Source organism: Treponema sp. B152 (assembly GCF_024181665.1).
GTDB lineage: Bacteria > Spirochaetota > Spirochaetia > Treponematales > Treponemataceae > Treponema_B > Treponema_B denticola.
On record NZ_CP058668.1, the window covers coordinates 177418 to 196876 of the forward strand.

Below are 19459 nucleotides of genomic sequence, written 5' to 3' on the forward strand. Positions count from 1 at the left end.
AAATGAAAAGCGAAAGCAAACTGAAAGGTCGGGATTTGATTAACATCGGAATCTACAGCGCAATTTACTTTGTCATTTTATTTGCGGTTGCAATGTTGGGCATGATACCGATATTCTTACCGCTTCTGTCGGTATTTGTACCGATTATAGGCGGTATTCCTTTTATGCTTTTTTTAACGAAGGTGAAAAAGCCCGGAATGATTTTTATCATGGCTATGATTATGGGAATCTTAATGCTGCTTACCGGTATGGGACCGTGGCCGCTCCTTACCTGCGCAATCGCAGGAGGACTTGCGGAACTGTGTTTTAAGAGCGGAGAATACAAGAACGCCAAAAAAGCGGTTCTCTCTTATGGACTGTTCAGTGTGTGGATTTTCGGAAATTACTTACCGCTGTTTACGGACTACGAGGGATACTTTGCACAGAGAGCGGATTATGGTCAGGCATATATTGATGCGGTTTCAAAACTTATGCCCCTCTGGATGGCACCGGTACTACTGGCTGTTTGTTTAGTCTGCGGAATTCTCGGAGGTCTTCTTGGCAAGGCTCTTTTGAAAAAGCATTTTGAGAAAGCGGGTCTTGTGTGATAGCATACTCATCCGCACTATCGCAAGAAAAAAGGCGCGGCTTTCTTGATCCTCGCACAAAGCTTGCGCTCGTGCTTGTTTTAGCGGTATTTGTTATGGGCGGACTTGGCGGCTCTCAAATGAAATCGATTAAGATAATCTTGTCGGTTCTTCCGTTTTTATTGCTGCTCATAGAGCGGCAGTGGAAACGGTTTGGACGCGGGGTTATTATGCTTGCGGTCGGTTATGGGCTGCTGATCGCTATGCCGCATTTGCCGGGACTGCTGAATTTCATTGCTTTAATGTGCGGAGGAATTTTAACGCGCTTTGCAGTTACGGTAGTTATGGGCGGATATTTGATTGGAACAACATCCGTTAGTGAATTTATCTCCGCTATGGAGCGGCTTCATATTCCTCAAGCAATCACCATTCCCATGTCGGTGATGTTCAGGATGTTTCCGACCATTGGAGCGGAATGGAAATCCATCAGACGAGCGATGGGTATGCGAGGAATCCGGTTAGGCGGTGTAAGACCCGGAGAGGTTGTGGAGTACCAACTGGTTCCTATGATAACTTCAACCGTCCGTATCGGAGAAGACCTGTCTGCCGCTGCGTTGACACGCGGATTGGGCTCTCCGATAAAGCGTACTAACATCTGCCGTATCGGATTTCGAGTGCAGGATTTGATATTGCTGATTATCTGCCTCGCCGTTGTTGTCATGTGGATTTTGGAGCTTTGCAGAGTAGCGTTATGGTAGAACTTAAAAATGTCAGTTTTCGTTACGGCTCCGAAAATGCGGAGTGTATGTATGCGAGTAGTTTGAAAAATATCGATCTGACGGTAAAAACGGGAGAATGCGTCCTTTTGACGGGCCCGTCAGGGTGCGGCAAGACAACGATATTGCGGCTTATAAACGGTCTGATTCCGCACTTCTATCCCGGAGCGCTCAGCGGTGATATTCTCATTGACGGCGGCAGTGTTAAGGAGCGTGAGCTCTATGATACCGCACTCATCATAGGCACCGTTTTCCAAAATCCCAGAACCCAGTTTTACAATGTCGATACCACCGGAGAACTTGCATTCGGATGCGAAAACAGAGGGCTGCCTGAACAGGAAATCTATACCAGAATCGACCGTACCGTTGCTCATTTCCGTATGGCTTCTTTGATGGATCGCAATATCTTCCGCCTGTCTGACGGCGAAAAACAAAAAATAGCCTGCGCTTCCGTAAATGTATCCGAACCGAAAATCATACTGCTCGATGAGCCGTCTGCAAATCTTGACTATACGGCAACGCTGATGCTTCGAGAGCTTATCCTGCGCTGGAAGGCAGAGGGAAAGACTATTATCGCGGCGGAGCATCGCATTGCATACCTGTGGGACATCATTGACCGCGCTGTAATTCTGCGTGACGGAGAGATTGTCGGAGAATTTACCGGAAACGGGAAAGAGGAGCTCACACAAAATCAGCTTACACAAATGGGGCTTCGTACAACAGTGACGGAATCGCCTGCGGAAATGCAAATGGATTCTTTTCGAGAAGGAGACAGACCAATCACACTGCGAAATTTCCACTTTGCCTATCACGGCGAAAAAAAGAACATTGTGGATATTCCAATACTGCAAATCGCTGCAGGGCAAATTACGGCAATCGTGGGAGCAAACGGCGCAGGCAAGACCAGCTTCCTCAATTGTTTTTGCGGACTAGAAAAACGGTGTAAAGGGACTTTGGAGTATGAGGGAAAACTTTACGACAGCAAATCTCGAAAGAAGCTTTGTTTTATGGTTATGCAGGATACCGGCAATCAGCTTTTTACAGAAAGTGTACTGGATGAGGTTCTTATCAGCCTTAAAAAAGGAACAGCAAACGAGAAAGAAACGGCAATGGAAATCATAAGAAATCTTGATTTGGCGGACTTTGCCGATCGTCATCCGCAGAGCCTTTCCGGCGGACAAAAACAGCGGCTCGCCATTGCCTGCGCCCTTGCATCCGGGCGGGAGTTACTGCTTCTTGACGAACCGACCAGCGGCCTTGATTATGCGCACATGAAAGAAACCGCCGCGTTGCTGGAAAAACTTCGATCGATGGGCACAACAATTCTTGTTGTAACCCACGACAGCGAACTTATCCGCGCCTGCTGCACGAGGCGTATAACCGTATAGCGGGAGACGGCTATTTTGGGCTGTCCCTGTGAATAATGTTGTTGCTGAAGCAAAACGGAAACAGTGTTATTGTTTTCATAGAAGCATTGTTTTTTATTCGTAAAACAATATAAAAGTTTTGGAGCAGTCTAAAACCCAGATGGAAAATGGGCAGCATTCAATCCGTGAACTCATCGAGGCGTAACAGGTGTATAAAGATTTTTCAAACGAATCTTTTAAACCAAGTATCCAAAAAATTCATTTGTTCTTCAGTATGAAACCAATGCTCGCCCTCATCAAAAACCGTTAAGTCCGCATGTATTTTATTCGCAAAATTCGTCATTGTTTCTAAAGAAGTCATATCGTCTTTTTTACCGTAAAGAATACCGGTAGGAATGTTCCATGCTATAGGATTTTTTCTGACAAAAGAAAGATATTCCCACGATAAGGGTTCGCCGAACTGAATGTTGATGACTTTTTTTAGTTTAAGTTCTTCTTCGGATATCTTTGCCCGTTTCATCATGTGTAAAATGATATTTTCCATATCGACAATGGGGGAAACAAACAGTGCTTTTTTGATCGGTTTTTCCGATAAGGACAACATAGAAAAGTAAGCCCCTATACTGTTTGCAATTAATAAGATTTCATTATAATTTGGAATAAGGGAATCAAAATAGTTTTGAAATTCTTCACCTGCCTGCCAAGGTAACTCCGATTTATAATCAAACCCTAAAACATCATAAGCGTCATTAAAAAACTTTTTATAGTAAAGCGCTTCGTCGGCAGAACCGCCCTTCCCGTGTATATATACAACCGCATTTTTCATATAAAACCCCCTCTATATTATAAACGAAATTATACATTACATCCGATAATTTTTTGCGGATTATAGCAGCATAATCGGTTATCTCCGTCTTTCCTAAAAATCCCCAGTGTTTCGATGTGGTGGGTTTGAGGATAAAAATCGAATAGAAAATGTTTTTCTAATTTGTAGCCGGATACAAGAAGGCTTGCCGTGTCGCGGGCGAAGGTTACGGGGTCGCAGGAGATGTAAAAAACCTGACTGGTTCCGCTTGAGCAAAGCCAAGACAGGGTTTCTTTATCTATGCCGCTCCTCGGCGGGTCTACAAATACCGTATCGAATTTCAATTTTGATTCTCTTGTTTTTGCCCAATTTTTTCCGTCCAAGGCATGATAAAAAATTTTAGGAAATCCGCTTTCTTTTTTTTCTCTGACAATTCCGCTTGATGAGCTGTTTATCAAAAAATTTTCTTGGGCATAGGCGAGGGCGTGTTTATTATGTTCTACAAGGTGAATCTCTTTTGCCTGATCATAAGCAAAGAGAGAAAATGTTCCCACACCTGAATAAAAATCCAAAACAGAACTTGAAATTTCTGCGTATTCAAAAATCATGTTTATCAGTTTTTCGGTCATTTCCAAATTAGATTGAAAAAAGCCCAAGGGATTAAATTTAATCCTTTTTCCTGCAAGCCTTACCTCACAGTCTTTTGCATTATCTTGAGTAAAAATTTTTTCTCCGTCCGAAAAAATATGGATTCTCGAATTCGGAGTATGTTCTTTTAAATTCGATTTTAAAAGATTTCTTATTGCGGGTACTGCAATAGGGCAATCCTTTATCTTTACCGAACCGTAACTTTTATTTTCTTTTAAAGAAAGAGAGCCGTCCTCGTCAATGTAAAACTGAAAGCGGGCTCTATAATCCCAGTCCGGGCCGCTTACAAAAACACTTTTTTCAAAAAGATTCTTTTCAAGAGCCGGTTTATCAAAAACAGCTTTTTCCTTATTTAAACTCAAAGCTCTATCGAGGGCTTCAAGGGCCATGCTTTTTCTTAAAAAATGCTGGTATTCGTCATCGGCTGTTTGGAGGTTGCAGCCCCCGCAAGCATAAAAGTAAGGGCACCTAGGTTCTACCCTGTGGGGCGAGGCTTCTAAAATTTTTTCGATTTTTCCCTCGGTATAATTTTTATGTTCTTTTACGATGGAAATTTCCAAAACCTCATCGGGAAGAGAATAGGGAATAAAAACGGTTTTGCCGTCTTTTAAGGAAGCGATGCATGAAGCCCCGAAAACCATCTTTTTTGTTTTTACGATTTCTTTTTGCATAATTTTTATCTTCTAATCAGCCTGACTATCTTGCAAAGGCGGAAGGTCGGGATGGAGGGCTCGTAAATTTTCGTAAAACCTGTCTTCAATCTTTATACCGTTTTTTGAAGTTGTTCCGAGTTTTCTGTCCTTTCGGATTGAGCCGTGAAAATCGCTTCCGGCAGTTATGGGCATATCAAGGGATGCCGCCAGTTTTTCAAGCCTTTTACAATCATTGTATTTTGTTGAAGAATTCCAAGCTTCAAGTCCCACAAGGCCCTGCCTTTTAAAATCGGCTATAACATCGGGAAGGGAAGACCAAGATAAATAAAGGGACATAGGATGAGCCAAAACGGGAATCCCTCCTGCGGATTTTACGGCAGAAATTGCAGCAGCAAGGTCTGCATTTTCTTTTTCTTCAAAAAAAGGTCTTCCCTTTGCAAAATACTTATCGAAGGCGTCCTGATTTTTTTTGACCATTTTATGAGCCGCCATGTAGGCTGCAAAATGGGGCCGGCCCAGGCCCTTATCGCCGCCCGCAAAATCTCTCACCTTTTCATATGAGATATCAAAGCCGGCTTTTTTTAATTTTTCGGCCATTCTTTGATTTCTATTTATCCTTTCATCCTGCAGGTCCTGTAAGAGCGAGTTAAGCTCACGGGAATCTTTACGCAAATCAAGGCCCAATAAATGGAGTTCTCCGGGGCTCCATTTAACGCTTATTTCGACACCGCGTATAAAAATTATACCCTGCCTTTTAGCTTCTGCAGCAGCTTCGTCGAGTCCGCTTAAAATATCGTGATCGGTTAAGGCAAAGGCTGAAATACCCGCCTTTTTAACGGCTGCGGCAAGTTCCGCAGGGGTAAAGGTGCCGTCCGATGCCGTTGAATGAGTGTGTAAGTCCACCATAGAAAAAGATTATATCAAAAAAAACAAAGAAGGGCTAGGTTTTTCTTAAAAAATATGCTAGAATAATAGAACGCAAGTTTTGTATTGGGAGGCCGTAATGCCTAAGGCTATTAATTACAAGGCAAATTCAGTAGTTTATTTCTCGGGAGACTTTGATGAACGTGTCTTTCTTTTGAACACGGGCAGCATAGCTCTTACATCTATAGACATTGAAACCGGAGAACAGGTTACCGACTATATAAAGACCGGAGAATTTTTTGGAGTAAAGTCCGCATTGGGCAATTATCCAAGAGAAGAAAGCGCCATGGTTTTAACCGACTCCATAGTTTATTCTTTTACAAGCAAGGAATTTGAAGCCTTTGCACAGACGAATACCCGCATTATTTTACAGATGATAAAGGTTTTCTCCCGCCAGCTTAGGACTATTCATAAGCAGTTAGCCTCTCTTTTAGACAGCGAAGAAGAAAAAAACCCTGAAGAAGGGCTTTTTAATGTTATGAATGCCTTTTATTCTTCCCAACATTATAAGGCGGCAGGACAGGTTGGGACAAGGTATAAGGCTATTTATCCTAACGGAAAGTATATTTCACAAGTAGATCAAATTGTTAGAAGTACGGCGGAAGTTGCAGGCCGTTCTTTCGGAAATGCAGAAGGACACAATAATGATGCCGTTCTTGCTCATCACGAAAAACCGGCTGCGGTTACTGACGGTACTGTTCATCTTGCGTATAATAAGGCTGAAGATCTTTTTGAAAAGGGAGAATTTGAAGCTGCCTATGATCAATATCATGCCGTAATCGAAGCAGGTGCGGGAGATGAGATTACCGATAATGCCTATATCGGGGCGGGAAAGAGTTTGCACTCTCAAAAAGAATATGTACGCTGTTTACAGCTTTTAACGGGCTTTATTTCCCAGCATCCCAAGTCTTCAAAGATAGGAGATGCCCTTATGTATCTGGGTATGTGTTATATGGATATGGAAAGACCGGATAAGGCGATTGCCTTTTTTGATAAGGCTGCCATCTTGTCAGGCGCCGATATAATCGGAAAAATTCGGGAACTTCAAAAAGAATGCAGCACTCGGCTGCAAGGAGCATAAACTATGTCGGATCTTTTTTCTTCATTTTCAAGATTTGCAAAAAGCTTTCCTAAAGGCTCTCTTATATTTGCAGAATTTGAACCCGGTTCATCATTCTATTTGATACAGTCGGGCCGTGTTCAGCTTATAAAAATTATCAACGGATTTGAAAAAAACCTTGACATTTTACAGCCCGGTGAAATCTTCGGTGAGATGGCCATTTTGGATAACTCTCCCCGTTCAGCCTCGGCCATAGCCTATGACGATGTGATGGCCCTCGAATTCAATAAGGAAAACTTTGAAATTTTGATGAAGGGAAATCCGGCTATTGCTATGAGGCTTTTAAAGACCTTTGTAAGGCGAATCTATGCCCAAAGACGCAGGTTTATGATTTTAACCATCGAAGACAGGCCTGCAAGAATTGCAGACGTTTTCTTAATGCTGGATGAAACCCAGCCCAATCTTGACCGCAGTACGGAGATGCGTTCCTTTGATACGACAATTGAAGAGGTTGCCCGTTGGGCCGGTCTTTCAAAAGAAGAAACCGAAGACAATATGCGGAAATTTATAGATCAGGGCAGAATTTCCGTCTATGACGATAGAATTATAGTACAAAACATGACAGACTTAACCCGTTATGTTAATACTCGCCGCTCAAAAGAGCAAAATCTATATGTATTATAAGGCAGGATCCTTGTGAACAATAAAAAAGATTATTATCTTCCTTTTTTGCTTACTGCAATAGTTATTGTTGTAGACCAAGTTACTAAAATTTTGGTTGTACAATATATGTCCGTGAATGAGGTAATTCCGGTGATAGGAGACCTTGTAAATTTGAGGTTTGTATACAATACCGGCGCGGCCTTTAGTCTTGGAGCCGGTTTTGGAGAAATTGCAAGAAAGATATTGTTGGTTTTTTTACCGTTTTTACTCTTGATAGCTCTTACTGTTGCATATCTAAAGTCTGCTGAATTGACAAGGGCTCAAAGATGGTTTATATGCGGAATACTGGGCGGAGGCTTTGGAAACCTTATAGACCGTTTTTTTAGATCTGAAGGTGTTGTGGATTTTATCGATGTAAAATTTTTCGGCATTTTGGGAATGGAGCGCTGGCCGACCTTTAACGCTGCCGATTCCTTTATCGTTTGCTGCGGAATAGGGCTTGGTGTAAATTTAATTTTACAGGGTATCAAACAAAAAAAGCTTCAAGATAGCTAAACCGGAGCCATTATGTTTAAAAAATCTATCTTTCTCTTATTTTTAGCCTTTTACATCCTTTTAGCTTTTTCGTGCCGGCCGGCAATAAAAGAATATTCTAAAACATGGTTGTCTATTGGAACTGTTTGCAGGGTGCGTATCCTGACCTTTGAGCCCCAAAAAAAGGCGGAAGAAGTTTTGGAAAAGGTATATGCCGAACTGATAAAACTTGATTCAATTTTTAATGCAAACACCGATAAGATTTCCGCAGAAAATAATAATCTAAAAGGTCTGACTACTGCAAACGAGTCGGAACTTGAGCGCTTAAACAAAGAGGCCGGCCTTTCTCCTTTGGAAGTTTCCCCCGAATTGTACGAGCTTTTGCAAATTTCCCTTATGATGGCGGAGCTTACAGATAGCGCCTTTAATCCGGCTATCGGCCCCTTGGTAAAACTTTGGAATATAGGCTTTGAAAATGAATCCGTTCCTTCACCTGAGGACATTAAAGAGGTTCTGCCGCTTTTAGACTATAAAAACATAATCCTAAGTGAGGGAAATAAGGCCTTTTTACAAAAAGAAGGTATGAGGTTGGACCTTGGCGGGATTGCAAAAGGTTATGCAGCCGATAAGATTGCAAAAATACTTTTAGAGCATGGCATAAAAGATTTTCTAATAGACCTTGGCGGAAATATCCTGGTTTCCGGTAAAAATCCGTCGGGAAAAACTTGGAAGACTGCTTTACGGAATCCGGTAATAGGAAAACAAAACCCTGTTGTAAGTATGAATCTTCAAGATGCTTCACTTGTAACATCTGGCAACTATGAAAGATTTATAGAAAAAGACGGGATAATTTATCATCATATCTTCGATTCAAAGACGGGTTATCCTGTACAAAACCGCTTAAATGCTTCTTCTATTGTAAGTGAAAGCTCTACCCTTGCCGATGCTCTTTCTACATCAAGCTATGTTTTAGGGGAAGAAAAAACAAGGGCTCTTTTACAAAAGTTAGTAACGGTGGATTTTCCCCTTATAGGTAAGCCTAAAATGCCTGCCTGCATTTTATTCTATAAGGATAATTCTATTTCTGTTTTTGGGAATGATGAGATTTCTGTTGAAATTATCGATCAGAATTTTTTTATAAAAAAGTAGATTAAATTTCGCTCAAAAAAAGAAAAGAACCCCCGAAAGGAGGATACGGGGGTTCTTTTGAAGTAGTATGTGTATCTTTTCTGTGTGTAGTCATAATTTATCAAATTAAATAAAAATTGTCAAGTGTTTTTAAGAAAAATATGTATTTTTATTCATTTTATTGCATTTTTATGCGGTTTAATCTAAAATATCTATTTATTATTAAAATCTGCTCTATATTCTATATATTTTATTTTCTTTTTTTCGATAGCATCTTTTAAAGCTCGTTCAACAGGACTCAAAGCTGATGAGCCTGTTTTTATTTCTATAAAGCTTATATCGGTAATAGTTCCTTGGGAAGCACCGTTAAAGGCAATGTAGTCTACAGGCTGACCTATAAAGCGTATTTCTGTGGGATTTGCAGGAAAATCGGGGAAAAAAGGAGCCAGCTGCTCTGAAAGTTGCCCATTTAATACGGCTCTGGATCGTTTTACGGCATCTTTTCTTGCTTCATTTACCCTTTTTAGATTTAAACTCCTTTCCTTGTATTTTCCAATGACCAAACCGAGTAAAAAGAATATTAGAATTATAGATATCCCTAAAGCAATTTTAATCAATCATTTCCTCCAAATATTTGGGTTCCTGCGGCTCTTCTATATTTTCTTCTTTTTCAAATTTATCCTCCTCCGTTGCGCTGATATCGTAAAAAGATAGTATATTATGAGAAAAGGATGAAGTAAATTTTATCAATTCTGCCATTTTAAAAATATCGGCAAGCCGTTGAGATATTTGTTTCTCCGGTTCAATTTGAGGTGTTTGATATAGACCTTGTGTATCCTGTGCTATAAATTCATTAAATTCCGCCTTTAGAACAAAATTTCTAATATATAGGAGTTCGGGACGGTATTCAAAGTGCATATTATCCCAGAGCGTCCACTTACCGCCCCAGATAAAACCTTCGCTTTCAAAGGCTTCTATTACGGCCTTAGGAGGAATCCATCTTCTGTAAGGCATTATTTTCATCCAATAATCATTACGGGCAGCTTCCCAAAACCAATAGATTTTTTTAGTCTTGTAGTTTGCCGGTAGAAGATCGATAGCCGATCCCCAGCTGTGGTTGCTCAGTTTACCGGAATCTGCTATAACTCTCCAATTAAAACTCCAACACTGGTTTAGTTCTTTTAAAAATTTTTTAACTTCTGTGTTTGTTTTTTGGGCTGCGTATATTTTTGTTTGAACACGCCTTAAAGGCTCTACAACGCGCTGATGAACCCATACATCATACCCCAAGAAACGGGAGCGGCGTATTTGTTTTATAATCTCGTTGCGGTTTTTTCCGTTGAATAAAAGCATAAAAAAAGTGTAATTTGGGGGAGGGGCTGCTTTTCTATTCTTTATTAGACTCTCCGGTTTTAATGCCGATATAAGTTCTTCAGAAAAGTCTTTAGGGTTCTGTACCTCATCGGAATAAAAGTAAGAAATTATGGGAGCCCATTTTTGCCGATTTTGAATATCTTTTTTTGGTAAAAGTCTTCCATCTGCCCAATACAAATTTTGATTTCTTATCGTTATAAACCAATCGTTTAATTCCGAATCAAAGGAAATATTCTTTACAAGATCAGGATAGGCCGTCTGAATGGCTTTTAAACTAAGCCATGGATTATCAAGATTAACATTAAAGGCAGCAAGTTTGTCTCTGTTTTCGCATGGGACAATGCTTAAATTGCCTATAAAAAATAAAATAAAAAGAAGTTGTTTAAAATTGTTTAAAACTGTTTGCATTTTGGTGCTATCTAAGTACTGAGTCAACAAGAGCCTTAAAATCTTTATTTTCAGGTTTTATCGGTTCCGTTTTACGGATAATAAATACTCCGTCCTCGTTTACTATTGTTTGCTCTTCGTTTATATCAAGCAAAGGCACAGGCTCACTTTCTCCTACTACATCCAGAGTACCCAAGATTGGGCTTTCGTCATACTTTCCCCACATTGAACGTATAGGGCTATAATCTTCGGTAATGTATTCAACCTTTTTAGCTTCTGCCTTTTCCAATTCCGAAATAGGAACATCAAGTTCGGAAAAATCCAAACCTGAGATAGTATATCCTAAATCATTTAAACGGAGCATTGGATCATCTATATCTTCTATTTCGCCAAGTTCTTCTACAGCATCGGCTTCTTCTGCTTCACCGAGTTCCTCAACAGCATCGGCATCTTCTGCTTCGCTGAGTTCTTCGACTACCTCAGCTTCTTCTGCTTCATCGAGTTCCTCAACAGCATCGGCTTCTTCTGCTTCATCGAGTTCTTCGACGGCTTCAGCTTCTTCTACTTCGCTGAGTTCTTCGACAGGCTCAGCTTCTTCTACTTTGCTGAGTTCTTCGACGGTTTCAGCTTCCTCTATTTCGCCGAGTTCTTCGACAGGCTCAGCTTCGTCTACTTCACCGAGATCTTCTACGGCTTCAGCTTCTTCTGCTTCACCGAGTTCTTCTACAGTCTCAGCGTCTTCGACTTCATCGAGATCTTCTACGGCTTCAGCTTCTTCTATTTCGCCGAGTTCTTCGACGGCATCAGCTTCTTCTACTTCATCGAGTTCTTCTACGGCCTCAGCTTCTTCTATTTCGCCGAGCTCTTCGACAGGCTCAGCTTCTTCTGCTTCATCGGGTTCTTCGACAACTTTATCGACTTCCTTGACCTCAGAGGCCGGTTTTGGCTTATCGGAAACATCCTTTTGAGCTTTGACCGCCTCCATCAAAAGATTTATAAGCTCTTCAGCTTTTATATTTTTTAGATCTTGGGTAAGAGATTTGTTTCTTGAGGTTTTGTTTATAATATCAAATATTTCCTGCCAACTATTTTGTAAGAGATCATCTATTTCTTTTCCCTTAGTTTCAAGAATTTTTTTCCCTAATCCTTTTTTTATTTCTGCATTTACTTCATGCCGATGATACTCAAGTTCTTTTTGCAGCTCTGCCCAATTTTCGTTTTGAGATGTTTTTAAATAGTTTTTTAGAATTGACCAATGCAGCGCCTGAATTTTATTTTGAGCAATAAATAAGCGGTTTCTTTTTATATTTAATAATAAAAAGGACATTAAAAATATTGTCACAAAAACCGTAAATACCAAAAAATACTTAACGGTCATGGGGAACATAAAAACATCTTTTTCGGTTATCCGGCCTACATAACCAAAATCGGATTTTTTTGTAATAAGAACCCAGCGATCCTCGCCTTCAAGGCCTATTATGCGTACATTTTGAGGTAACCTTTCCCAGTCATTGAGAACGGCTTCCTTTAATTCCGGAGAAACAACATTATGGTTTCCTGTCAAAAGCCCGATTATGGTATGGGATTCGTCGGCGAGGAGGGCTAAGCCGTCGCTGATTGAAAGGTTGTTTTCTGAAACCAAATGATATAAAAAGCTGTTCCCTGAGATATAAAAAACGGCCGTTCCTCTATATACATCATAGGTATCGTAAAAAGGCAAACAATATAGAATCACATCAAAAGCTGTTGAAGCCGTAATTTTTACTTCCGACTTGTCTGCAGATGCTATATGTTGGTATGGAATTAAATTGCCTGCATCGTTGTACCTTTTATATGAAAGCATTGAGTTTGTCTTGCTTAGAATGTCTTCCGGAAAGGTACTAAAGTGAATTTTTTGATATTGTGAATCGATTATCCGCAATCCTGCAAATCCGGGGACTGTCGATATTATTTTTGAAATGATATTATTTCGTGCTTCTATGTCGGATTGGTCTTGATCCTGCTTTACTGCTGACATTAATGCTTCTTCACGAAGGAAATTTTTAAATAACTCGGTGTTTTCTTCATTCCAAGCTATAAAAGTTTTTTCAATCTCTTTTAGGTTTTCATTGATATGCCGTAATATGGAAGGTTTATATATTTTCGTTTCCGTAAAAGATTCATAATCTGAGGCCGTTAAATATAAAAGACCCGAAAATACGGCTAGAGAGATAACTAAACTTATAAAAACTTTTAAACTTGTGCGCAACTTAAATCTCCAATACCTATTTTATCATATTTATAAAGGATTAGTAAACCCTCTACAATATGCTAAATTCTAAGGCGGAATTAATTATACCTCATTACAGTATCGGCGTATTTTTACAAGTCTTTATACATTATGGAGGTTTTTATCGACAAGTTTTAAACGGCTAGGGCTTCGAGATCAAAACCGTTTCGGGCTGCAATCCTTGCTTTTACAATTGAGCCGGGAGCTATCGGGTTTCCATCAATGTCTTTTTTGTTTAAATTAAAGTTTAAAACAACGGCTCCGTCAACTTCCGGTGCTTGAAACCAAGCCCGTCCTAGGGCTAAAAATGCTTTATCTTCTGCCTGAATAAGCTCTTCTACTAAGACCTCTATTTCTTTTCCTATAAAGGAATCCAGTTTTTTTTCCGTTATGGAGGTTTGAGTATTTTGTATTTCGGCAAGACGGGCTTCTGCAGTTTTTTTGGGAACCCTGCCCTTAAAAGAATATGAAGGAGTATCCTCCTCCCTCGAATATGTAAAGCCGCCCGACCAAAGAGGCCTTAATTCCTTTAAAAACTTGATGGTCTCATTGAAATCTTCGTCAGTTTCGCCCGGAAAGCCTACCAAAAAGGTTGTCCGTATTTGCGGCTCTCCGTAAGGACTTTTTGCTTTTTCAAAAGCCTCCCGTATATTCTTTATGATATCGAGGTAAACCTCGGCAGCTCCATTTCGGTTCATAGCCCTTATTATTTTTTGTGCACCCGATTGAAATGGAATATCGAAATAGGGCAGGAATCTTTTATCTGCCGTCATTATAGGAAGAATATCAAGGGGAAAGTGATCGGGATGAATGTAAAGTAATCTGATTTTAAAATTACCCTTTATTTCCGAAATGCTCTTTAGAAGAAGGGCTAAACCCGAGCAGTTTTCTCTATACAGTTCATTTTCATTTAAATCATTTTTTCCGGTTTGATAGGCGGCTAAGTCCTGACCTATCAGGTTAAATTCATAAAAGCCTTTTTTTAAAAAGGTTTTTATCTCATCGCAGATGTCTTTAATGGGTCGGCTTCTTAAACGTCCCCTGATAATGGGTATGGCACAAAAACTGCAAAAGTTATCACAGCCTTCTGTTATTTTGATATAGGTAGACCGCGGAAAGTTAAGTATTTTAGGCCTTTCTCCTCCGCAGATGCCTATTTGCGGTGGGATAAGTATCTTATCAATGAATTTTTCCTCCGAAGTTTTCTTAGGAAACATGGAGTCTATTAATTGAGGCAGTAGGGAAAGGTTTCCGTTTCCAAAAATACCGTCTGCTTCAGGTAAATCGTTTTTGAGGATATCGGCATAACGTTCGGCCAAACATCCGGCCAAGAGAATCTTAGTCCTAGGGTGGGCCGCCTTAGCCTGTAAAACGGCATTTATCGATTCTTCTTTTGCAGAATTAATAAAGCCGCATGAATTGACTATTATCAAATCCGCTTCATCGGGATCGGAAGTGTTTTTCCATGATAAATTTTCCATTATCCCGATTATAAGTTCGGCATCAACCTGATTTTTTGCACAACCGTGCAAATCAATAAAAAATTTCTTTTGAAGCATTTGTTTTAATCGACATCTACAACTATGAATTTAAAGCGCTTGGTTTCATCATCCCGTATCCATTTGAGGTCTTTTACGATAACTTCTCCCGGCCGGCTGACTTCCAAATCAACGGTTTTGCCTCCTGCAACTACTTGAAGTTTTACGGCATTCCCGTTGGATGCCCAAATTCTTAAACCGTTATTGGCTTGAACGGTGAGCTGTTCGGCCTTTTGATAGTACCTTTCTTCCCGATTAGTCCTGTCTGCCTCATATCTGAATAAGCAGTAGCCCCTAAATGTGGCATTTAAGGTTACGGGGTAGGCTGAACCGCTTTCAAACAACACCTTGTAAGTTGCAGCGGCCTGAGAATCGTCTTCGGAAACGACTAAGTCTGTTTCTGTAGAAGGTTTTCCCTCTGAAATACTATTTCCGGTCAAGATAGATACCAGAGCTCCGGATTCCGGGTTATTTTTATCTATGTCTTCTAGAGTAATTTCAACATCAGGTGTTAAATCGTTGTTGAGATCTATTTTAACGGTTTGTCCTAAGCTTATTATTTGATTTCCTGTTTCTGTCTTTAAATTTAATTTAGGACTTACTTTTTCTACTTCAATCTTGTATTCTTTATCTTCTACAGTTAATTTTAAGACATCGCCTTCAAATATTCTTTGTTCATATTTTTGTTGATTTATTTCGTGCGTTTTTGCTTCCCTTTTTTCCCGAACTTCGGTTCCTACATTTGCCTGACTGCGTTTTTGCTGTATGGCCGGTATCCAGCTTTTAAATGCAAAAAATACTACTGTAATTATTACGGCAATAGCCGCCAATACACCAAAGCCTATGATAAGGGGTTTAGACAAAGCAAATCCTCTTTTTTCTAATAGAGCATCCGGCGGTAGGGAAGTTTCTTGTATTTTAATCTGTTTATAAAGATTGGTTATTTCTTCGGGGTCAAGGTCTAAATATTCGCAATAATTTCTCAAAAAACCCACGATATACGGTTCTGCAGGGAAAACGCTGTAATCATCGCTTTCCAATGCTTCCAAATACCTTTTGGCTATATTTGTTTCTCTTGCAACCTGATCAAGCTCAAGATCTTTTTCTATTCTTGTTTCGGTGAGTAATTTTCCGATTTCGTTCATTATTTATCTCCCATACCAAATTAATCGACAAAAAGAAAATCATTAAAGGACTTTGCCGTAGAAGGAGCATCAAAAACAAAGTTTTTGCTGCCTACTCCTGCGTTTATCCTGTAATTATAAAAATCGAATGTAATTTTACCGCCTGAAACAGGAATTGCCTCAATTCGGCGTATTAGTTTACCGTCAGGATAAATCATAACCCGCAGGGTTTTAAAGGTCTCGGTTGCAGATTTTCTATTCATCAATAAGATTATGACGTTTTCAGAGGAGCCCTCTTCCAAGGGCTGCGGAGCCGATGTTGCATCGTATTGAATTGTGTAACCTCTTTTAATAAGGGAAAGACCCTGAGGAGTCGCCAGCGAAGAACCTCCGGCATTGCTCTGTTCAACATCCTGAGTCAAAATGGTTCTGTATTGAGGCAGGTAAATTGAAAGAGTATTTCCATTAAAAACAATACATTGTTCTGCGGGTGATTTAAAGTCTAAGCGAAGTTTGTCCGGTCTCTTAAACATGGCTGTAGCCTGCTGTGTTGACGAACCGACGGTTATATTCATGTCGACAATATAGTCTTGTATTTGAGCGTATCTATCCGATACTGAAGAAAAAAAGTCCCCTGCAGTAGTAATATTTTGAGAAAAACAAAAAGAACTTATCAAAACAAATAAAATAGTAGTTATATTTTTTTTCATGAGGTCTATAGTAAAGCAAAAAAAAGCTATAAAGTCAAGTAGAGGTCTTTTAGGATTTCGATAAAAGGCTCTAGGCAGCTTTAACTGCCAGGAGTCTTTTGGTATCAGCCGTTTTATTTTTTATATTTTTGCTCGACCAGTTTTTTTACAAACTCGTCTTTAGCAACATATGGAATAGTGATGTGGCCTTTTGAATAGTTTTTGTTGTATTCGATACTGGTGGTAATGGAGTTTTCGTTGCGGGCCCAGTTTCGGCGGGCTACGCCTCCCATTACGTCCCACATAATGGCCGATTTTATGATTTCATCAACACGCTCGCTTCCGTCAAGCACGAGGCCGAAACCTCCATTGATGGATTTTCCGATACCTACACCGCCGCCGTTGTGGAGGGCTACAAGGCTCATTCCTCTGGCTGCGTTTCCGGCATAGCACTGTACGGCCATGTCTGCCATTACATTGCTTCCGTCTTTGATATTGGAAGTTTCGCGGAAAGGCGAATCGGTACCGCTTACATCATGGTGGTCGCGTCCCATCATAACGGGGCCGATTTCGCCCTTGCGTACCATTTCGTTAAACTTTAAGGCAATGTCTCGTCTTCCTTCAGCATCCTGATAAAGAATTCGGGCCTGAGTTCCTACAACTAATCTATTTTTCTTGGCATCGCGTACCCAGTAGTAGTTGTCCCTGTCCTGTCCTCGGCGGTCGGGATTGATGCAGCTCATTGCGGCGGCATCCGTCTTGTCCAAGTCTTCAGGTTTTCCTGACAAGCATACCCAGCGGAAGGGGCCGTAACCGTAGTCAAAGAGTTCGGGGCCCATAAGGTCTTCTACATAAGAGGGGAAGATAAAGCCGTCTTTTTCGTCGATTCCGTTTTTGGAAACATCTTTTGCGCCTGCATCAAATACGGCCTTGAGGAAGGAATTTCCGTAGTCGAAAAAGTATGTTCCTCTTGAAGAAAGAATTTTGATAAGCTCAAAGTGGTGCTTTAATGTAGAATCTACTCTCTTGCAGAATTCTTCACGGTTTTCATATAGGAGCTTAGTTCTTTCTTCGAAGGTCATCTTTTCGGGGCAATAGCCGCCCTCATAGGGTGCGTGGCAGGATGTTTGATCCGAAAGTAGGTCGATGTGAACGTTTTTGTCTACACAATATTGAAGAAGGTCTACAATGTTGCCGTGATAAGCAATTGAGATAGGCTCTTTCTTTTTTAGGTACTCATCTACCTTTTTAAAGATTTCATCCAAGTTGTCGGACATTTCGTGAACCCAGCCTTGTTCAAGACGGGTATTGATTCTCGATTTATCGACTTCGGCAAAAACACCGACGGCATTTGCAATTTCGCAGGCCTTGGGCTGGGCTCCGGACATTCCGCCCAAGCCTGAAGAAATAAAAAGTTTTCCCTTTAAGTCGCCGTCGCTTGCAACTCCGAGTTCCTTGCGGCCGGCAGTGAGGATTGTATTGAATGTTCCGTGAACGATACCCTGAGGGCCGATATACATCCAGCCGCCCGCCGTCATCTGGCCGTAGTTGGCAACGCCCATTTCTTCTGCAACTTCCCAGTCCTTGTAATTGTCAAACATACCTATCATAAGGCCGTTTGTAATTATAACTCTCGGAGCTTCAGGCTTTGAAGGGAAGAGGCCGAGAGGATGACCTGATTCCATAACGAGGGTTTGATCTTCGGTTAATTCTTCCAAATATTTTTTGATGAGTCGGTACTGGAGCCAGTCATGGCAGACAGAGCCTGTTTCGCCGTAGGTAACGAGCTCATAGGGGTAGAGGGCAACATCGAAGTCAAGGTTGTTGTCTATCATAACCTGCATAGCCTTTGCTGCAAGGCACTTACCCTTGTACTCATCTATGGGTTTTCCGTAAATATTTCCGTGGGGCCTGTAGCGGTAAGCATAAATTCGGCCGTAGGTAAAAAGTTCATCCAAAAACTCCGGAGCGAGCTTTTCGTGAAGTTCTTCCGGTACATAGCGGAGGGCATTTTTTAAGGCCGTCTCTGTTTGAGCCTTTGTCAAGTTAAAGCCTCGGCTTGGAGCCCGTCTGATTCCCTTTTCAAAAACAGGGTCGGGAGGAAGTGTTGCATCAAGTTTTATTGTCATCGCTTTTCCGATTTCTTTGTTTGTAATCATACTCATCATCTCCTTTTTAATAAATATTATATTGGATAGAATTATATCACAATAGTATTAAATTTTAAAGAGCTTAAAATTTATCTCTATAATTCAAACTGAAGAAGCTGGCAGTTCTTGATTTCTATCTTTTCCAATTCTTCTTGTGAATAAGATCTAAAATATGTGCAAATCATAGTGCTTATCATTCCGTGACAAACAAAAAGCACATTTTCATTTTTATGTTTTGTTTTGACCTCTTCAATTATACCGTAGGCACGATGTGCAGTCTGTACCAAGGATTCTCCTTGCGGAAATCGGAAAAAAGGATTGTCGGTTATTTTTAAAAATTCAGGCTTTCTCCAATCCTCTCCTTCAAAGGTTCCGAAATTTATTTCTTTTAATCGGTCATCTATTTTTGCTTTTATACCCAAAGTTTTTTCAATATAAGCTGCTGTTGCTATGGCTCTTTTAAGCGGAGACACATAGATAAAGCTGATCTTATTTTTATACTGTTCAGCAGCAAGGCGTTCGGCCAGTTCTTTTGCTTGGTTTTTTCCTTTTTCGGTAAGCAAGGCTTCGGAAACACCGCAAGCCAACATCTTAGAATTCCAGTCGGTTTCACCGTGGCGTACAACAAAAAGTTTCATACAAAAATTATATGGTTTTTAAGCTTAAAGGGCAAGTAGGAACCGTTTAATTTTAAAGGAATCTCCAAGCACATGCTGCGGCCGATACGAACCTTGTCCCTGTTTACAAGCTCCCTGGCTCATGTTAAAATAACAACTATGAAGAGGTACTATAAAAGAATCATAT

General features: G+C 40.4%; 18 protein-coding genes. 7 read left to right on the forward strand and 11 right to left on the reverse strand.

The window, feature by feature from the left end; genetic code table 11:
- Positions 1 to 2: 2 nt before the first annotated feature.
- Genes HYB91_RS00745 through HYB91_RS00755 form a run of 3 tightly spaced genes read left to right on the forward strand, consistent with a single transcriptional unit; the run spans position 3 to position 2730 of the window.
- A complete protein-coding gene (locus tag HYB91_RS00745) occupies positions 3 to 587 on the forward strand; it encodes an MptD family putative ECF transporter S component (RefSeq protein ID WP_002676090.1) in 585 nt (194 codons plus the stop codon).
- Positions 584 to 1324, forward strand: a complete 741-nt coding sequence (locus HYB91_RS00750; RefSeq protein WP_002676089.1) for an energy-coupling factor transporter transmembrane component T — start codon at positions 584 to 586, stop codon at positions 1322 to 1324. The genes HYB91_RS00745 and HYB91_RS00750 overlap by 4 nt, the downstream gene beginning before the upstream one ends.
- Complete coding sequence (locus HYB91_RS00755; RefSeq protein WP_002676088.1) at positions 1318 to 2730, forward strand: ABC transporter ATP-binding protein; 1413 nt, start codon at positions 1318 to 1320, stop codon at positions 2728 to 2730. The genes HYB91_RS00750 and HYB91_RS00755 overlap by 7 nt, the downstream gene beginning before the upstream one ends.
- Before the next feature lie 202 nt (positions 2731 to 2932).
- Here the strand turns inward: HYB91_RS00755 and HYB91_RS00760 are convergent, their stop codons facing one another.
- The 3 genes from HYB91_RS00760 to HYB91_RS00770 are packed head-to-tail and all read right to left on the reverse strand — an operon-like array spanning position 2933 to position 5721.
- Positions 2933 to 3535 (reverse strand): alpha/beta hydrolase, encoded by a 603-nt coding sequence (locus HYB91_RS00760; protein WP_002676087.1) that lies wholly within the window; start codon positions 3533 to 3535, stop codon positions 2933 to 2935.
- Between the two features lie 29 nt (positions 3536 to 3564).
- The gene (locus tag HYB91_RS00765; RefSeq protein ID WP_002676086.1) at positions 3565 to 4833 is read right to left on the reverse strand and encodes a class I SAM-dependent RNA methyltransferase; all 1269 of its coding nucleotides are present in this window, start codon (positions 4831 to 4833) and stop codon (positions 3565 to 3567) included.
- A 12-nt stretch (positions 4834 to 4845) separates the two neighbouring features.
- Positions 4846 to 5721 (reverse strand): PHP domain-containing protein, encoded by an 876-nt coding sequence (locus tag HYB91_RS00770; RefSeq protein WP_002676085.1) that lies wholly within the window; start codon positions 5719 to 5721, stop codon positions 4846 to 4848.
- Positions 5722 to 5818: 97 nt separating this feature from the next.
- Here HYB91_RS00770 and HYB91_RS00775 point away from each other — a divergent pair, with 97 nt between their 5' ends.
- Genes HYB91_RS00775 through HYB91_RS00790 form a run of 4 tightly spaced genes read left to right on the forward strand, consistent with a single transcriptional unit; the run spans position 5819 to position 9145 of the window.
- Positions 5819 to 6820 carry a cyclic nucleotide-binding domain-containing protein gene (locus HYB91_RS00775; RefSeq protein ID WP_002676084.1) on the forward strand — a complete coding sequence of 334 codons (1002 nt, stop codon included), beginning with the start codon at positions 5819 to 5821 and terminating at the stop codon, positions 6818 to 6820.
- 3 nt (positions 6821 to 6823) lie between these two features.
- Positions 6824 to 7483, forward strand: a complete 660-nt coding sequence (locus HYB91_RS00780) for a Crp/Fnr family transcriptional regulator (RefSeq protein ID WP_002667217.1) — start codon at positions 6824 to 6826, stop codon at positions 7481 to 7483.
- A gap of 12 nt (positions 7484 to 7495) precedes the next feature.
- Entirely contained in the window at positions 7496 to 8017 is a 522-nt protein-coding gene (gene lspA, locus HYB91_RS00785) for a signal peptidase II (protein ID WP_002676082.1), read from the forward strand.
- A 12-nt stretch (positions 8018 to 8029) separates the two neighbouring features.
- Complete coding sequence (locus HYB91_RS00790) at positions 8030 to 9145, forward strand: FAD:protein FMN transferase (RefSeq protein ID WP_002676080.1); 1116 nt, start codon at positions 8030 to 8032, stop codon at positions 9143 to 9145.
- A gap of 191 nt (positions 9146 to 9336) precedes the next feature.
- Here the strand turns inward: HYB91_RS00790 and HYB91_RS00795 are convergent, their stop codons facing one another.
- The 8 genes from HYB91_RS00795 to HYB91_RS00830 form a co-directional block, all read right to left on the reverse strand.
- On the reverse strand, positions 9337 to 9741 hold the full coding sequence (locus tag HYB91_RS00795) for a Holliday junction resolvase-like protein (protein WP_002676079.1): 405 nt from the start codon (positions 9739 to 9741) through the stop codon (positions 9337 to 9339).
- A complete protein-coding gene (locus HYB91_RS00800; RefSeq protein WP_002676078.1) occupies positions 9734 to 10933 on the reverse strand; it encodes a M15 family metallopeptidase in 1200 nt (399 codons plus the stop codon). Before HYB91_RS00800 ends, HYB91_RS00795 begins: the two co-directional genes overlap by 8 nt.
- Positions 10914 to 13133 carry a hypothetical protein gene (locus HYB91_RS00805; protein ID WP_253719567.1) on the reverse strand — a complete coding sequence of 740 codons (2220 nt, stop codon included), beginning with the start codon at positions 13131 to 13133 and terminating at the stop codon, positions 10914 to 10916. The genes HYB91_RS00800 and HYB91_RS00805 overlap by 20 nt, the downstream gene beginning before the upstream one ends.
- A gap of 155 nt (positions 13134 to 13288) precedes the next feature.
- Positions 13289 to 14692, reverse strand: coding sequence for a 30S ribosomal protein S12 methylthiotransferase RimO (rimO, locus tag HYB91_RS00810; RefSeq protein WP_253719661.1), 1404 nt, complete (start codon positions 14690 to 14692; stop codon positions 13289 to 13291).
- Between the two features lie 26 nt (positions 14693 to 14718).
- Complete coding sequence (locus HYB91_RS00815) at positions 14719 to 15837, reverse strand: helix-turn-helix domain-containing protein (RefSeq protein WP_253719568.1); 1119 nt, start codon at positions 15835 to 15837, stop codon at positions 14719 to 14721.
- Positions 15838 to 15857: 20 nt separating this feature from the next.
- Positions 15858 to 16526 carry a LolA family protein gene (locus HYB91_RS00820; protein ID WP_002673641.1) on the reverse strand — a complete coding sequence of 223 codons (669 nt, stop codon included), beginning with the start codon at positions 16524 to 16526 and terminating at the stop codon, positions 15858 to 15860.
- Between the two features lie 113 nt (positions 16527 to 16639).
- Positions 16640 to 18664, reverse strand: coding sequence for a urocanate hydratase (locus HYB91_RS00825; protein WP_002673643.1), 2025 nt, complete (start codon positions 18662 to 18664; stop codon positions 16640 to 16642).
- 86 nt (positions 18665 to 18750) lie between these two features.
- Positions 18751 to 19293, reverse strand: coding sequence for a histidine phosphatase family protein (locus HYB91_RS00830; RefSeq protein ID WP_253719569.1), 543 nt, complete (start codon positions 19291 to 19293; stop codon positions 18751 to 18753).
- Between the last annotated feature and the right edge of the window lie 166 nt (positions 19294 to 19459).

Bases quoted from the DNA above. Each gene is read 5' to 3' on its own strand.
- HYB91_RS00745 (WP_002676090.1), top strand. From the start codon at position 3: ATGAAAAGCGAAAGCAAACTGAAAGGTCGGGATTTGATTAACATCGGA.
- HYB91_RS00755 (WP_002676088.1), top strand. From the start codon at position 1,318: ATGGTAGAACTTAAAAATGTCAGTTTTCGTTACGGCTCCGAAAATGCG.
- HYB91_RS00760 (WP_002676087.1), bottom strand. From the start codon at position 3,535: ATGAAAAATGCGGTTGTATATATACACGGGAAGGGCGGTTCTGCCGAC.
- HYB91_RS00765 (WP_002676086.1), bottom strand. From the start codon at position 4,833: ATGCAAAAAGAAATCGTAAAAACAAAAAAGATGGTTTTCGGGGCTTCA.
- HYB91_RS00770 (WP_002676085.1), bottom strand. From the start codon at position 5,721: ATGGTGGACTTACACACTCATTCAACGGCATCGGACGGCACCTTTACC.
- HYB91_RS00775 (WP_002676084.1), top strand. From the start codon at position 5,819: ATGCCTAAGGCTATTAATTACAAGGCAAATTCAGTAGTTTATTTCTCG.
- HYB91_RS00780 (WP_002667217.1), top strand. From the start codon at position 6,824: ATGTCGGATCTTTTTTCTTCATTTTCAAGATTTGCAAAAAGCTTTCCT.
- HYB91_RS00790 (WP_002676080.1), top strand. From the start codon at position 8,030: ATGTTTAAAAAATCTATCTTTCTCTTATTTTTAGCCTTTTACATCCTT.
- HYB91_RS00815 (WP_253719568.1), bottom strand. From the start codon at position 15,837: ATGAACGAAATCGGAAAATTACTCACCGAAACAAGAATAGAAAAAGAT.
- HYB91_RS00820 (WP_002673641.1), bottom strand. From the start codon at position 16,526: ATGAAAAAAAATATAACTACTATTTTATTTGTTTTGATAAGTTCTTTT.
- HYB91_RS00825 (WP_002673643.1), bottom strand. From the start codon at position 18,664: ATGATTACAAACAAAGAAATCGGAAAAGCGATGACAATAAAACTTGAT.
- HYB91_RS00830 (WP_253719569.1), bottom strand. From the start codon at position 19,293: ATGAAACTTTTTGTTGTACGCCACGGTGAAACCGACTGGAATTCTAAG.